Annotated in this window: 14 protein-coding genes; 13 read left to right on the top strand and 1 reads right to left on the bottom strand. The window is 36.4% G+C overall.

Annotated features, from left to right (window positions below; translation table 11 throughout):
• Positions 1-165: 165 nt before the first annotated feature.
• The 13 genes from CQ046_RS12735 to CQ046_RS12795 all read left to right on the top strand — a co-directional run bounded on the left by CQ046_RS12735 (position 166) and on the right by CQ046_RS12795 (position 12,672).
• Positions 166-1,833: a GLPGLI family protein gene (locus CQ046_RS12735; RefSeq protein WP_105702603.1), complete on the top strand. Its 1,668-nt coding sequence runs from the start codon at positions 166-168 to the stop codon at positions 1,831-1,833.
• 321 nt (positions 1,834-2,154) lie between these two features.
• Complete coding sequence (gene asnB / locus CQ046_RS12740; protein WP_105702604.1) at positions 2,155-3,822, top strand: asparagine synthase B; 1,668 nt, start codon at positions 2,155-2,157, stop codon at positions 3,820-3,822.
• 266 nt (positions 3,823-4,088) lie between these two features.
• Complete coding sequence (locus tag CQ046_RS12745; RefSeq protein ID WP_228406945.1) at positions 4,089-4,931, top strand: hypothetical protein; 843 nt, start codon at positions 4,089-4,091, stop codon at positions 4,929-4,931.
• Between the two features lie 143 nt (positions 4,932-5,074).
• On the top strand, positions 5,075-6,478 hold the full coding sequence (locus CQ046_RS12750; protein ID WP_105702606.1) for an MFS transporter: 1,404 nt from the start codon (positions 5,075-5,077) through the stop codon (positions 6,476-6,478).
• A 124-nt stretch (positions 6,479-6,602) separates the two neighbouring features.
• The gene (locus CQ046_RS12755; protein ID WP_105702607.1) at positions 6,603-7,478 is read left to right on the top strand and encodes a pirin family protein; all 876 of its coding nucleotides are present in this window, start codon (positions 6,603-6,605) and stop codon (positions 7,476-7,478) included.
• 144 nt (positions 7,479-7,622) lie between these two features.
• On the top strand, positions 7,623-7,934 hold the full coding sequence (locus CQ046_RS12760; RefSeq protein ID WP_105702608.1) for a GNAT family N-acetyltransferase: 312 nt from the start codon (positions 7,623-7,625) through the stop codon (positions 7,932-7,934).
• A 58-nt stretch (positions 7,935-7,992) separates the two neighbouring features.
• On the top strand, positions 7,993-8,892 hold the full coding sequence (locus CQ046_RS12765; RefSeq protein ID WP_105702609.1) for a pirin family protein: 900 nt from the start codon (positions 7,993-7,995) through the stop codon (positions 8,890-8,892).
• 21 nt (positions 8,893-8,913) lie between these two features.
• Positions 8,914-9,444: an NADPH-dependent FMN reductase gene (locus tag CQ046_RS12770; protein ID WP_105702610.1), complete on the top strand. Its 531-nt coding sequence runs from the start codon at positions 8,914-8,916 to the stop codon at positions 9,442-9,444.
• Entirely contained in the window at positions 9,445-10,023 is a 579-nt protein-coding gene (locus tag CQ046_RS12775; protein WP_105702611.1) for a TMEM175 family protein, read from the top strand. It begins immediately after the preceding gene.
• A gap of 1 nt (position 10,024) precedes the next feature.
• Positions 10,025-10,243 carry a (4Fe-4S)-binding protein gene (locus tag CQ046_RS12780; protein ID WP_105702612.1) on the top strand — a complete coding sequence of 73 codons (219 nt, stop codon included), beginning with the start codon at positions 10,025-10,027 and terminating at the stop codon, positions 10,241-10,243.
• Positions 10,243-10,638 (top strand): OsmC family protein, encoded by a 396-nt coding sequence (locus tag CQ046_RS12785; protein WP_105702613.1) that lies wholly within the window; start codon positions 10,243-10,245, stop codon positions 10,636-10,638. Before CQ046_RS12780 ends, CQ046_RS12785 begins: the two co-directional genes overlap by 1 nt.
• Before the next feature lies 1 nt (position 10,639).
• On the top strand, positions 10,640-10,927 hold the full coding sequence (locus CQ046_RS12790) for a GNAT family N-acetyltransferase (RefSeq protein WP_171006298.1): 288 nt from the start codon (positions 10,640-10,642) through the stop codon (positions 10,925-10,927).
• A 185-nt stretch (positions 10,928-11,112) separates the two neighbouring features.
• Positions 11,113-12,672, top strand: coding sequence for a sodium:solute symporter (locus CQ046_RS12795; RefSeq protein ID WP_105702614.1), 1,560 nt, complete (start codon positions 11,113-11,115; stop codon positions 12,670-12,672).
• A 75-nt stretch (positions 12,673-12,747) separates the two neighbouring features.
• Here CQ046_RS12795 and CQ046_RS12800 read toward each other — a convergent pair whose 3' ends face one another.
• Positions 12,748-14,979, bottom strand: a complete 2,232-nt coding sequence (locus tag CQ046_RS12800) for a reprolysin-like metallopeptidase (RefSeq protein WP_105702615.1) — start codon at positions 14,977-14,979, stop codon at positions 12,748-12,750.
• Between the last annotated feature and the right edge of the window lie 97 nt (positions 14,980-15,076).

The following is a 15,076-nucleotide window of genomic DNA, read 5'->3' on the forward strand; positions in this document are numbered from 1 at the left end:
ACTACTCTACTTTCTGGAGTAGTTTTTTTTTATTTAAAAACCTTTCTAAAAAAACTGTAACAAATTTTGTAACATTTCAACTCTATTGTCTACTAACTGTATAGATTAAAACTGGTTTGATGCTGTGGAAAGTTTAGAATAACTTTGCAGCAAACTCATTTATTTATGCATACAAGAATTGTTTTCAATTTTCTGGCTGTTTTCTTATACTGTCTGTTTTCTGCACAGACGTACGAAATTCAGTTCGTAAGTTCTTATAACGGAAAACCAGCAACAGATCAACCCTCTACTATCATTTGGGTCAATGAGAAAGAAAATTTCATTCTCAACAGCACGATCAAAGAGCAGAAAAGCAGCTATCCTTATGAGATTACTAAAGTAGAAAAGCCCTCCAACACTATTGTTTCTTATGCTTTTTTAAAACCGGAATCCATTATTTCAGCATCAGATGCAGAGTCTGTGGGAAAACAGGATTTTGAACTCACCAATGAAACTAAAAAAATCTTAGGATATAATTGTAAAAAGGCCGTTACAAAGGTCAATTCAAACACCATTGAAGTTTGGTATACGAATGATCTTAAATTTAAAGGCGGACCTTCTGTTTTGGGACAGAATTTAGGACTGGTTCTGGAAGTAGAAAGAAATAAAAATTCTTTAATTACGGCCAGTTCAATCAAAAAAATTAAGAATACAGGCATTGAAAACGTACTAAAAGGAAACATTCAGACAACAGATCAGCTGGGATACAAAGATTTACTTTGGAAAAGCAGATTTACTACTTTGAATGTTTTCGACAATGAAACCATCAATTTTTCTGATGCCTCAAAATCTGACGACCAGGTTAAGAGATATGCCAACGGAACCATCATTCTTAAAAAGGTGAAATTCCCAACGATTACAGAAGGTGAGAATATTTTTGCAGAATTGAAACAACAGTCCAATGGAGATGCTTATGACAGAACCGGAACCGTATTTTTCATTCCACAGGATAAAGAAAAGTCTTTTTTTGATGGATTAGAGAAAGGCGCAAAAACACTTCCTGTCTACGAAAACGGGAACGGGAAACAGTATTACGGAGTAACCGCTACCGACAGTTACAATCCCGCTATGGAAATGATGAGATTCTTTACTGCTTTTGGTATTCAGAAATTCAATCATATTCAGCTTAAAGGAAAAAGCTGGCAGACGATCAGTCCTTACCGACAGGATATTACAGAATTAAAACCTGCTCTATCAGGAAAGGAACTTTGGATAGGGACATTTATTGGCAACTATGATAAAGGAGGTCATAAAGTGAGCCTTGATATTACCATTCATAAAAGCGATCAAAATATTTATAAAAATAATATCGCTATTCCTTTGTTTAATACTTTAAATATTATGGAAATGGCAGGACAGGACTACTCTACTATGTTCAATCAGGACAAAGGACTTCTTGTCAATTTCACTTTAAACAAAGCTGTGAAAAACGCACAGCTAAGATATACCACAACAGGACATGGCGGATGGGAAAACGGAGACGAATTCGTTCCGAAGGCCAATTCTATTTCGGTTGACGGAAATCCTGTATTTTCCTTTATACCATGGAGAACAGATTGTGGCTCTTACCGTTTATACAATCCGGCTTCAGGAAATTTTCAGGACGGACTTTCATCATCAGACCTCAGCAGATCAAACTGGTGTCCGGGAACGGTTACCAATCCGAACTTTATTCCTTTGGGAGATTTGAAAGCAGGAAAACATACGATTCAGGTAAAAATTCCGCAAGGTCCTACAGAAGGAACCAGTTTCAGTTCTTGGAATGTCTCAGGAACATTACTGGGAGTACAATAAAAACAAAACCTTCTTGCATGAGAATTGCAAGAAGGTAAAAACACAAATGATGAAAAAAAATTATTTCGAGCCACAAAGTAAGGGGTAAAATTTATATAATTAATTACCATAGATTAATAAATATGTCATTTTTATTTCGTATAGAAGTTTTTCTATTTTCAGCTCAACGAAAAAAATTAATCAAACACCTGCTAATTTCAACAAATAGTTAAAACTTTTAACTTTAAAATATTAATTGATTAAAATTTTTCGCATTTAAATATTTTTTATTGTCATTTATAAACATCACCCATACATTTGTTCCATAAATAATAAGAAATCATGTGTGGAATTGTATGTTTATTTGACGCCAAACAAAAAACTGAAGTATTAAGACCTCAGGTATTGGAAATGTCAAAAAAAATCCGTCATAGAGGACCGGACTGGAGTGGAGTTTTTCAGGACGAGAAAGTAATTTTTTCTCATGAAAGACTTGCCATTGTAGATCCTACCTCCGGAAAACAACCTTTATTTACAAAAGACGGAAAAGTAGTATTAGCTGTAAACGGTGAAATCTATAACCATAGAGAACTCAAAGAAGAATTTCCGGATTATGAGTTTCAGACTCAGTCGGACTGTGAAGTGATCCTTGCACTTTACAGAAAATACGGAAAAGATTTCGTAGAGAAATTAAACGGAATTTTCGCATTCGCATTATATGATACTGAAAATGACATTTACCTTATCGCCCGTGATCACATGGGAATCTGTCCACTTTATCAGGGCTGGGATAAAAACGGAAACTACTATGTTGCTTCAGAATTAAAAGCTCTTGAAGGCATCTGTAAAAAAATAGATACCTTCTTGCCAGGACATCTGATGTACAGCCCGGACGGAACTGAACTTCAGCAATGGTATACAAGAGACTGGGATAGCTTTGATCATGTAAAAGAAAATACAACAGACATCTCAAAACTCAGAAAAGGTCTTGAAGACGCTGTTCACAGACAGCTGATGAGTGATGTTCCTTATGGAGTACTTCTTTCCGGAGGTTTAGACTCATCTGTTATTTCAGCAATTACTGCAAAATTTGCCCGCCAGAGAGTTGAAAGTGGTGATACACAGGAAGCATGGTATCCAAGGCTTCACAGCTTTGCAGTAGGATTGGTTGGTTCTCCCGATCTGGCCGCCGCTCAAAAAGCTGCAGAACACATCGGATCTGTTCACCATGAAGTTAATTTTACCGTTCAGGAAGGACTGGATGCAATACGTGATGTCATTTATCACCTTGAAACTTATGATGTAACGACTATCAGAGCATCTACCCCAATGTATCTTTTAGCAAGAGTCATCAAATCTATGGGGATTAAAATGGTTCTTTCAGGAGAAGGTTCTGATGAATTGTTCGGAGGATATTTATATTTCCACAAAGCTCCTAACGCAAAAGAATTCCATGATGAAACCGTAAGAAAACTGGGTAAACTTCACTTGTATGACTGCTTAAGAGCCAACAAAGCACTGATGAGCTGGGGTATTGAAGGCAGAGTACCTTTCCTTGACAAAGAATTTATGGATATCGCGATGACTATTAATCCTCAAGATAAAATGATCAATACTGCTGAAGGAAAAATTGAAAAATGGGTATTGAGAAAAGCTTTTGAAGATATGCTTCCAGACTCTATTGTCTGGAGACAGAAAGAACAGTTTTCAGATGGTGTAGGTTATTCATGGATTGACACTTTAAAAGCAGTTGCTGAAAAAGAAGTCACAGATGAAATGATGACAAACGCAAGATTCAGATTCCCACTAAACACCCCTCAAAACAAAGAGGAATATCGTTATAGAACTATTTTCGAAGAGCACTTCCCAAGTGAAACCGCAGCTGCTACTGTTCCTTCGGTTCCATCTGTAGCTTGCTCCACTCCTATCGCTTTAGAATGGGATGAAGCGTTCAAAAAAATGAATGATCCAAGTGGAAGAGCTGTGAAGGTGCATGAAACTTCGTATTAGAGAGGTATTTTGATGAATAGTCAATCGTCAATCCGCTATGCTCGTGAAATTGTTACGTAATTCGGGTTCTCGAGATTATGAGTTTAATATTTACTTGCAAAGCAAAATTCGTTATTGAAATGTATATTTTTCTCATTCAAACATTTAACTCCCTCAGTTATAATTTATCAATCCTGTAGCAATACAGGATTTTTTTTTGAATTAACATCAACAATATGGCATAATTTAACTGACAATCCAAAATAATATCTAATAAATAATTATATTTGGAAAACGAAAATATCAATTATAAAAAAATGAGAAGAAACCTTACTGTTTTATTTGTCTTATTATCCATAAGTTTTGCTTTTGGACAGGGGAAATACGGCAAATATCTGAATTCAAAAAAGCTTGCTTTAGCTTATAAGAGTGTGAAAGATGCAGATAAAGATGACTACTATCAACAATTCTATTGGCTTGTAAAAGCAGAGCAGCTGAAAACGTATCCTCACCTTAAGGATATAAAACCAATCGTTTTATATGAATTTGTAAAATATGTAAATCCTCAGAATCCAACGAAAAAACTGGATGCAAGAGGTAAAGAATTGAGAGCAACTGCAGAATTATCTTTGAATCAATATTTTAAAAATAAGAATTTTGAAAACAATTCTGTTTTGATGTATAATCTTGAAACGTATGTAGACCCTTCTAAAGGACAATTCTACACGAAGGTGGATCCTGAAAAGATTAAAGAGCTGGTTCCGAAAGAACTGTTTGCTTTTAACTCATTCAACAGAAATATAGGAGAAGAGAAGACTTATTATCTTTGGGTAGATAAGAAAAAAGATGATCTGAACATTGTGGATATCATTCCTAGCGAAAAAGAAGATAAAGCTTTCTATACAAGACTGAAACAATATCTTCCAAGCTACAAGTTCTCAAAATATGTTCCTTCTGTAAAAAAAGGAAACAAATCTGACAAAACGGATATCGAGTACTATTACATCATGCCGTTTGAACAGAATACCGATAACATCGAATACAAAACAAAGGATTTCAAGACTTTCACTTTAAGCCAGTACAGAAAAGCCGGTGACGAATGGAAAGGAGTAGAAAAACCTAGAAAATAAATCAAAAAGTCCTGTGAAATCTCGCAGGACTTTTTTAATTTTATATGGATTTCTTTATCTAAAGATCAACCTGCTTAAAGCAAGCAGGCTCTTCATATAAAAATAAGCCTGGAAGTCTTTGTACTCTATCCAGCCTATACCAAATGACAGACGCAAACACACAACAAACCCCAATAAAGAAAATACTTCCTCTTATTCTGGCTACCGCTATTTTTATGCAGATGCTGGATTCCACCATTTTGAATACTTCCCTGCCTTCCATCGCAAAAGACCTGAAAGAGTCTCCGCTTAACATGCAGAATGCCATTATCAGTTATGTTCTGACATTAGCAGTCTTCATGCCCGCCAGTGGATTTCTGGCAGACCGATTCGGGACAAAAAAGGTGTTCATTTTTTCATTGGTACTGTTCAGTTTAGGCTCGTTGTTTTGCTCCATGTCTCAAAATCTCACCCATTTGGTTATTTCAAGAGTGATCCAGGGAGTTGGAGGAAGTCTGATGACTCCTGTCGGAAAGCTGGCACTCATTAAAACATTTGACAAAAATGAACTGCTCAAAGCCATGAACTTTGCTATTATCCCTGCCCTTATCGGTCCTGTATTGGGTCCATTAGTGGGAGGTTATATGGTAGACTATCTTTCGTGGCACTGGATCTTTCTTATCAACATTCCTATTGGTATTTTGGGAATTCTTTTAGGATTAAAATTCATGCCCAATTACAAATCCGATAATGTTGATTTTGATTTAAAAGGATTCTTAATTTTCGCAGCAGCATCTCTCCTACTATCTGTTTCTTTGGAACTTTTTGGAGATATGCAGAATATTACTCCGGTTCTTGTCGTGTTTATTCTTGGTTTCTTATTTCTTTATTATTACTACAAGCATGCTAAAAAGGGAGGACATCCTATTTTTCCTTTAAACTTGTTTCAGGTAAGAACTTTCAGGGTAGGTATTGTAGGAAATCTAGCGACCAGATTAGGGATCAGCTCTGTTCCGTTATTACTTCCATTGATGATTCAGATTGCGTATAAACAATCTGCAGTAACATCAGGCTGGATTATTGCTCCAATGGCTTTAACCGCTATCTTCGGTAAATCTTCTGTTATTAAAATTTTAGATAAATATGGTTATCGTCAGACATTGATGCTGAATACATTCATTATCGGAACACTCATCTGTCTTCTTGCCATCCCTGATATACATACTTCTTTATATTGGTTTGTTCCCATTATTGCAGTATTAGGTTTTTTCAACTCTATACAGTTCACCTCTATGAACACTATTTCTATCGCTGACTTGAGAAATTTCCAGACCAGCAGCGGTAACTCTTTAATTTCGGTGAATCAACAGCTCGCCATCGGTTTCGGAATTGCATTCGGATTGATTGTTTTAAAATTATTTGAAAACACAGATCTTATTGATGGAGAAATTCACAACGCATTCCGATACACTTTTCTCACCGTAGGAATATTAACGATTCTATCAGGATTTGTTTTCAGGAGACTGCATATCTCAGATGGGAAGAATATGAAATCAAAAGAGGATTAAACAAATCAAATTACAATTTTATCTTCTCATTTTCTCTGTATTGAATTGTTGCTACGAACTTAACACAGATCAATGCTTTTCGCATATAACAATGGTAATTTTGTTTACATAAATCAACAATGTGATGGCAACTAAAAAAATAGAAATCGTAGTATCTCCAAAACCTGCGCACTTTGTAGGTGATGGATTCAGGGTTCATAATTTTATTCCGGGAGTACCTGGATTGGATATGAAAAGAATGGATCCGTTCATTATGCTGGATTACAATTCGAAATTTCATTTCAATGGATCAGATACACCAAGAGGTGTAGGAGTGCATCCGCACAGAGGTTTTGAAACCGTAACCATAGCGTATAGCGGAAAAGTAGAGCATCACGACAGTGCCGGTGGTGGCGGCGTGATCGGAGAAGGTGATGTACAGTGGATGACTGCTGCCAAAGGTGTTCTTCACAAAGAATATCATGAAACAGAATGGGCAAAAGAAGGAGGTATTTTTCAGATGGTTCAACTTTGGGTGAATCTTCCTGCCAAAGATAAAATGAGCTGCCCGAAATACCAGGCTATAGAAAACTCTAAAATGGAAAGAGTGGATCTTGGCGAAAATGGTTCTGTAGAAGTAATTGCCGGAAAATATAATGGTCATAAAGGACCTGCGAGTACTTTTACTCCGGTTCATATGATGAATGCAAAGCTGAAAACAGGAGGAAAAGCGGAATTTAATTTTCCTGCCCATTTCAATACTGCAGCTTTGGTGATTGAAGGAAATGTGATTATTAATGGAGAAGAAACTGTTAAAGCAGATCATTTTGCATTGTTCAAAAATGAAGGCGAAACATTCACCATCGAAGCAAAAGAAGACGCTGTTGTTTTGATCATCAGCGGTGAGCCTATTAACGAACCTATTTATCCTCACGGACCTTTTGTGATGAATTCCAGAGAAGAAATTATGCAGGCTTTCGAGGATTTCAATACAGGAAAATTCGGATATCTGGAAGATTAAAAGAATTAAATTTATCTTAATCTTTGATTATTCCTTTTTTTATTAACTTTATATAATGGCAAACCTTCCAGGTTTTGACAATCTGGAAGGTTTGCCTTTTAATTCTGTTTATTGAAGAAAACAGACACCTTAACGTAAAATAGTATGAAACCAGAATTTGAAAATATACCTCTCCTAAAAGCAGAAAAAAGATTTGAAATAGAATTCAACGGATATTATGCATTCATAGATTACCGTGAGACAACACATCAGATTGCTTTAATACACACCGAAGCAGATCCTGAACTGGCGGGAACAGGCGCGGCGGCTGCCGTAGTAGAAAAAACCTTGAATTATATTGAAGAAAGTGGAAAAAAACTTCTTCCCTTCTGTCCTTATGTTTTCGCTTTTATTAAGAAGCACCCTGAATGGAAGCGTATTGTGGATGAGAAATTTGAAGGATATGACAAACTTTAAGCCTTCATCAGAACTCATCAATTTATTTAAATAACATTTTAAAAAGTATCACATCATCATGTCAAATATTGGACTTATCATAGAAGAAAAAGCAGCGGATATCGGAAATTTCCTGGTAGGAAGACTTCTTCCTTTCCGTGAGAAAAGAGCCGTTGGTCCTTTCGTTTTTATTGACCACATGGGGCCTTCAGAATTAAAAGATTATCAGAATCTTGATGTTCCTCCCCATCCGCATATTGGCTTATCTACGTTAACATATCTGTTGGAAGGTTCTATTTTCCACAGAGACAGCATTGGAAGCGCTATAGAAATAAAACCGGGCGCTGTGAACTGGATGACTGCCGGAAAAGGAGTTGTACACTCAGAAAGAACGCCGGAATATTTAAGACATACTGATAAAAGACTTCACGGATTCCAGATCTGGGTAGGTCTTCCAAAGCATCTTGAACAGTCTGAGCCTACTTTTCACCATATTGAAGCAGATGAGATTCCGGTTTGGGAAGAAGATGGTATTCAGTATAAACTAATTGCTGGTGAAGCATTCGGAAGAACATCTGCAGTTCCGGTACACAGCAAGTTATTTTTCATTGAGATCAAAACAAAAGAAGCTAAGAAAATAAGCATCGGGAAAGATCTTTATGGAGAAGCAGCCATGTATGTTCTGGATGGAACTGTTACCACAGAAGGAAATTCTTATGGTTCAAAACAGTTGATGATTGCTAAAGACACTAAGCTTTGCGAATTCGAGATGAGTGAAAATGGAACGGTTTATCTTTTCGGTGGCGAGCCATTCGATGAGGAACGTTTTATATTCTGGAATTTCGTTAATTCTGATAAAGAATTGATTGATCAGGCAAAAGTAAACTGGAATGACCAGAATCACGAAGCATTTCCTTTGGTTCCGGGCGATGAAAACGAATATGTTCCGCTTCCTAAGGCTATTTTAAACAGAAAGTAATTTCAGTTCAGCATATCAAACATGAAAATATTAGCATTTGCCGGAAGTACATCTTCCACTTCTATTAACAGAGAACTGGTAAAATTTGTTCTGAAAGATTTTCAGGATGAGGAAATCAATCTGATTGACCTCAACGATTTCACGATGCCTGTTTTTTCTGTTGACCTTGAAAAGAAAGGGTTTCCGAATGAAGCCCATCAGTTTTTAAAAGCGATTGAGGAATGTGATGTCATCATCTGCTCGCTTGCAGAGCACAACCGTTCTTACAGTTCGGCATTTAAAAATGTTTTTGACTGGTCTTCAAGGATCAATGTAAAAGTATTTCAAAATAAGCCAATGCTTCTGATGAGTACCTCTCCCGGAGGTTATGGCGGCGGAAATGTGATGAATACCGCAAAAACGTTTTTCCCACAGTTTGCAGCAGATATCAAGGATACTTTTTCACTGCCGAAGTTTTACGAGAATTTTGATTTGGAAAGCGGAGTGATTAATCCTGATATGCTAAATGAGCTGAAAGGTAAAATACAGAACTTTAAAAATCAAGTACAGTAAATGAATAAAGGAAGACTGGAGGCGTTCAGTGATGGTGTCCTTGCTATTATCATCACCATCATGGTACTTGAACTGAAAGTACCGGAAGGAAATAGCTGGGCCAGCCTCAAACCTCTCCTTCCTAAGTTTCTGGCCTATATTTTTAGTTTTATTTATGTAGGAATCTACTGGAACAATCATCATCATCTGTTTCAGACCGTAAAGAAAGTCAATGGCAGCATTCTTTGGGCTAATCTTCACCTTCTGTTCTGGCTTTCCCTAATGCCTGTTGCTACGGAATGGATCGGAACTACGAATTTCGCCAAAAATCCTGTTGCAGTGTATGGTATCGGGCTTATCATGTCCGCCATTGCTTACACGATTCTGGAGCATGTGATCATCCGGTGTGAGGGAGAAGATTCTAAGCTAAAAGAGGCTATCCATTCGAAATATAAAGAATATATCTCTATTGTATTTTATGTCCTGGGAATCACTACTTCATTTTTTTATCCTTATATTGCCATAGGTTTTTATTATCTAGTAGCTCTTATATGGCTGATTCCCGACAGAAGAATCGAAAAAACATTAAAAGAAAATTGATATGGAAACACACGAATATCCTAACGGTAACATCACCGTCATTTGGCAGCCTAAGAAATGTATCCATTCTGCCATATGTGTAAAAACACTTCCAAAAGTCTACAATCCTAAAGAGAGACCTTGGATAAAAGCAGAAAACGCAAGTCCTGAAGAACTTAAAAATCAAATAGATCTATGCCCGTCAGGGGCATTAAGTTATCAATTCAATACAGCAAAATAATGGCGGTAACAGTAAAAGCAAGTTTAGGAAAAACAAAATATTATACAGAAGTAACTGCTGGAGAAAATACAATCATTACGGATGAACCGATTGATAAAGGCGGACAGAATAAAGGTCTTAATCCCATGGAAATTCTGGCTACGTCACTGGCAAGCTGTACAGCAGCTACATTGAGAATGTATATTGAAAGAAAGGAATGGGATGTGGAAAACATCAATGTAGAAGTAGAGCTGGAAAATTTTCCATTAACAAAAAGAGCAGTTTTCAAAAGAGACATCAGCTTTGATGGTATTCTGGATGACGAGCAGCGTAAAAGACTGCACACCATTGCGGATGCATGTCCAGTTCATAAAATATTAACCAACGATATAGAAATACTAACTAAATTCTCATAACATGATCGAAGTAAAACAAAACAACGACGAAAAACACGGAAGTTTTGAAGCTTTCATAGATGGAAGACGCGCAGGAATGATGACCTATACCTGGGCAGGAGAAGAAAGATTTATTATAGACCACACCGAGGTGGAAGAAGCTTACAACGGGAAAGGTGTAGGCAAGGAAATGCTTCTGGCAGCTGTAGATTTTGCCAGAAAAAATGATAAGAAGATTATTCCCCTCTGCCCTTTTGCTAAGGCAAGTTTCCAGAAAAGTGAGGAACTTCAGGATGTTTTAGTGAATTAGTCACTGTATTCTATCCTTACCATACAACCCTTTCAGAGAGCTATCTGAAAGGGTTTTTATTTTTAATATACCTACTGATTGAGAAGAAATTAATCCATGTAATTTGTTTTGAAACGAACAGGATTTTAAATTCATGATTCACGACTGATCTTTTTTATATATTTGCTAAAATTTAAAAATCAAGCATGAATCCAGGAACTATCCTTTTGCTATTTGTTTTCATTTATTTTATTGGTCTTTTGGTGATTTCTTATTTCACCAGCCGGAATTCCGATAACCAGTCATTTTTTATCGGTAACAAAAAAAGTAAATGGTGGCTCGTTGCATTCGGGATGATAGGAACCAGCTTAAGCGGGGTTACTTTTATTTCCGTTCCGGGAACGGTAGGAAAGATGACCGGCTCCGAATATATTTACGGAGGTTTTGAGTACTATATGATGGTGATCGGATTCTTCATCGGATACTTTATCGTTGCTGCAATATTACTTCCACTCTATTATAAGATGAATCTGACTTCTATTTATACCTATCTGGGAAAAAGATTCAATGTAGAAGCGCATAAAATAGGTTCTATCTTTTTTATTATTTCAAGAGCAATTGGTGCCACGGCAAGACTATATCTGGTCGTTAACGTTTTACAGATATTCTTACTTGAAGGATTGGGAGTTCCGTTTTGGGTAACTTCTCTTGTCCTTTTATTAATGGTACTTCTGTATACTTTTGAAGGCGGGGTAAAGACCATTGTTATTACAGATACGCTGCAGACTTCTTTTATGATTATCAGCCTTGTAGCTTGTATTGTTTATATTTTATCCAACCTGAATTTATCATTTGGGGAAGCTTATACGATTCTGGAACAGAAAAATTATACGCACTTCATCAATTTTGATCCGAATTCCAAAACCTTTTTCCTGAAAACAATTCTGGGCGGAATTTTCATCACAATTGCTATGACAGGTCTGGATCAGGAAATGATGCAGAAAAATATCTCCGTAGATAACCTTAAAAATTCAAAGAAAAACATGCTGACTTTTGCAGGAACACTTCTTATCGTGAACCTTGCCTTCTTATTTCTGGGAGGATTATTATATCTTTTTGCATTGCAGCACGGCGCAGAATATGGAACTCTAAACGCTGAAACGGTAACGAATATTTTTGGATTTAAAGATTCTGTGGGAAATATTAAAAATATCATGGGAGACGACCTTTTCCCTGCTTTATCGCTTCAAGGATACTTCCCAATGGCTATTTCCGTTATTTTTATCATCGGACTGATCTCTGCATTATTCCCTTCTGCGGATGGTGCTTTAACGGCTGTAACAAGTTCGTATTGTGTAGATTTATTAAACCTTAATGAAGATAAAACCAAAACTGAAAAAGAGAAAAAACACCTTCGTATGAAAGTGCATTTGACTTTCACTGTGGTTTTCTTCATCCTGATCATGGTTTTCAAAGCATTGAACGACAAATCTATCGTTTATCTGATCATGGAAATTGCAGGATATACTTACGGGCCACTTCTTGGACTGTTTGCTTTTGGAATCTTCACGAAGTTTCAGATTTCAAGAAAATACTCAATCCTTACTGTCACTCTTTTAGCACCGGTATTGACCTATTTAATCAATACAGCGGTTACCACTTATACGGATTATAAAATCGGAGTTGAACTGATTGTTCTAAATGGATTGCTAACCTTCATAGGTTTGTGGCTGGTAAAAAACAAACAACATTTAAGAGTAGTTTAATCTTTACAAAATAAATAAAAAGGCTGTCCTTCATTGAAGACAGCCTTTTTTATTGGGATCAATAAAATGGATTGATTATTCTTTAATCCACTTTACAGTTTTCTCTAAATTCTTAGATTTAACCTTAATCAGATAGTCCCCTTTAACCAATTGAGATAAGTCAAAAGTACCTGTTTTGTCATGGTTCAGTTTATTATCAGCCTGAGTGAATACTAATTTTCCACTTACATCATAAACTGTAATGTCATACATTTCATTGGTATTAGCAAATTTAATATTCAGAAGCCCTTTACTTGGATTAGGATATACTACGAATACATCTTTATTTGTTGCTGCTTCACCTACCCCTAATGTTTGGGTAATAGTGAAATTAATAGGGTTAATGTTGTAGAAAACATTCGTTTCGGCAGCCACCATAATTCTTGCCTGTGTAGTATTTACGTTAGGAATGGTAATGGTTTGAGAACCATCGTTCGGAGTAGAACCCAGAATCAGCGTAGGATATGTAAGTCCTCCATCTGTTGAAAGGTAAATATTGACCGTAGCAGCATTCACCGGAAATGCAGTGGTATTGGCTACATTCCATGTGATGGTCTGAGTAGAATTACCCGCCCAGCTTACCGCCGTAGTAGGGGCTGTTACCGTGAACGGCCCTGAGTTTCCATCAACGGTAATGATTGCATCATCATTTGAAACTCCTGCACAACCTGCGTTATTATCTCTTACTGTCAGTCTGAACTCCATCGTTCTTGCATAAGATGGTAAAATTTCTCCTTTAGATACAGTGTTATTGATAACATCTGTAATTTTCGGGAAGTATCTGTAAGGAACTGTTACAGGCATAAATGATCTGAATATAGCCGCATTTCCTGTAGGAACATTCCAGTCTCCTTCCGGACCTGCATCATTCTGCTCCCAGCAATAAGTAAGTGGATTGTTATCAACATCTGTTGCAGAGCCTGTTAACTTAAAAGGTGTTCCCTTTGGGATTGTATAGTCATTTCCTGCATTTACAGTAGGTTTCGTATTAGCTACCGCTGTAGTTACTTGACATGTGAGAGATTGAACTTCTGTAGTAATTGATTGAAACGAGTTTGTATGAAAAATAGGAATACTGTTAGAGGCTAAGTTATTGACACTACCACAAATTCCGGCATAAGCCATAATTGTAATACCACTACCAGGCTCTACGGCATTGGAAGCCTCACGATTTCCTCCTCCACAATATTCTGTAGTTGCATTAAAAGTATGCGGAGCCCCAAACTGGTGCCCCATTTCATGGGCTACATAATCAATATCATAAGGATCTCCAACAGGATTAGAAGAGCCGGTAATTCCATTTGCTTTGTATGAAGAATCACATATACCTGAGCCAGCTAATCCACCTCCTCCTGTGCTAAAAGTATGTCCAATATCATAATTTGCTGTTCCTATTACGGAGTCAATGACCGTTTGACTTTCATTAATTAATATATCTGCATCATCATTTCCTGTAAAAGGATCATTAGTACTACTTACAAAAATAATATTATTTTCAGTAGGAATAAGTATCAGTCTTACAGCAACCTCTTGTTCATATACTCCATTTACTCTATTTATAGATGTTACAATTGCAGATAAAGTTTGGGCTACTGTAGGAGTGGCTGTACCTGTTGCTGCTGATGCATATTGATGCGTACAAGCTACAGCTAGTCGAAAAATTCTAATTTGACTTCCTACCCCTGGAACTACGGTTTTTTGAGCGTTTTTTTTTCCTAATTTAAAATCCTCACCTTTTGATCCACAACCTCTTTGCTTTTTATCAATTAAATCACCTTTTTTGTAAATTATATAATTTCCAACATCATTTTTTGCATAAGGATCAATATAAGCGTCTCCTGATGTTATTGATTTTATTTGTGCATGAAAACCCAATTCTGTAAAATCCAGTTTTAGGGTAGCATAAGGATCATCAATCCCCTGGCCTGTAAAGGTAACAATCTGAGGAAACTTACTTGCTAATCCCGGAGCCATTACTGAAGATTTCCAGATTCTAAATTTAGCTTTTGTTCCGTCAGACATGGGTAAGACAATAATTGGAGCATTATCTTTATGTTCATTATCTCTCAATTCCGGAACTGAAGCAAAATAGCTTTTCATTCCAGCTACATCCAATTTGTAGGTAAGAAATTTTTCGGGTTGTACCGTTCTGTCTTTAGATTCCGCTTTAATTGTTCGTTCATTGATTTCAGTAAAGAAATCCTGGGCTTTCCCCAGAGAAATTGATAAAATCAATATCCCCAAATAAAATAGTTTTTCAATTTTCATATTATGATAATTTAAGTGTTTTAAAGATAAAAAATAAAAAGACTAACACTGTGAATAACAACAGATTACAAACAAAAAACCATAATTAACATAAAAA

This window comes from Chryseobacterium sp. MYb7, from assembly GCF_002979455.1.
Taxonomy (GTDB): Bacteria; Bacteroidota; Bacteroidia; order Flavobacteriales; family Weeksellaceae; genus Chryseobacterium.

What these genes read in the sequence shown, in the direction of transcription:
- CQ046_RS12735 (WP_105702603.1), top strand. Translation starts at nt 166, where the DNA reads ATGCATACAAGAATTGTTTTCAATTTTCTGGCTGTTTTCTTATACTGT.
- asnB (WP_105702604.1), top strand. Translation starts at nt 2,155, where the DNA reads ATGTGTGGAATTGTATGTTTATTTGACGCCAAACAAAAAACTGAAGTA.
- CQ046_RS12750 (WP_105702606.1), top strand. Translation starts at nt 5,075, where the DNA reads ATGACAGACGCAAACACACAACAAACCCCAATAAAGAAAATACTTCCT.
- CQ046_RS12755 (WP_105702607.1), top strand. Translation starts at nt 6,603, where the DNA reads ATGGCAACTAAAAAAATAGAAATCGTAGTATCTCCAAAACCTGCGCAC.
- CQ046_RS12760 (WP_105702608.1), top strand. Translation starts at nt 7,623, where the DNA reads ATGAAACCAGAATTTGAAAATATACCTCTCCTAAAAGCAGAAAAAAGA.
- CQ046_RS12765 (WP_105702609.1), top strand. Translation starts at nt 7,993, where the DNA reads ATGTCAAATATTGGACTTATCATAGAAGAAAAAGCAGCGGATATCGGA.
- CQ046_RS12770 (WP_105702610.1), top strand. Translation starts at nt 8,914, where the DNA reads ATGAAAATATTAGCATTTGCCGGAAGTACATCTTCCACTTCTATTAAC.
- CQ046_RS12775 (WP_105702611.1), top strand. Translation starts at nt 9,445, where the DNA reads ATGAATAAAGGAAGACTGGAGGCGTTCAGTGATGGTGTCCTTGCTATT.
- CQ046_RS12780 (WP_105702612.1), top strand. Translation starts at nt 10,025, where the DNA reads ATGGAAACACACGAATATCCTAACGGTAACATCACCGTCATTTGGCAG.
- CQ046_RS12785 (WP_105702613.1), top strand. Translation starts at nt 10,243, where the DNA reads ATGGCGGTAACAGTAAAAGCAAGTTTAGGAAAAACAAAATATTATACA.
- CQ046_RS12790 (WP_171006298.1), top strand. Translation starts at nt 10,640, where the DNA reads ATGATCGAAGTAAAACAAAACAACGACGAAAAACACGGAAGTTTTGAA.
- CQ046_RS12795 (WP_105702614.1), top strand. Translation starts at nt 11,113, where the DNA reads ATGAATCCAGGAACTATCCTTTTGCTATTTGTTTTCATTTATTTTATT.
- CQ046_RS12800 (WP_105702615.1), bottom strand. Translation starts at nt 14,979, where the DNA reads ATGAAAATTGAAAAACTATTTTATTTGGGGATATTGATTTTATCAATT.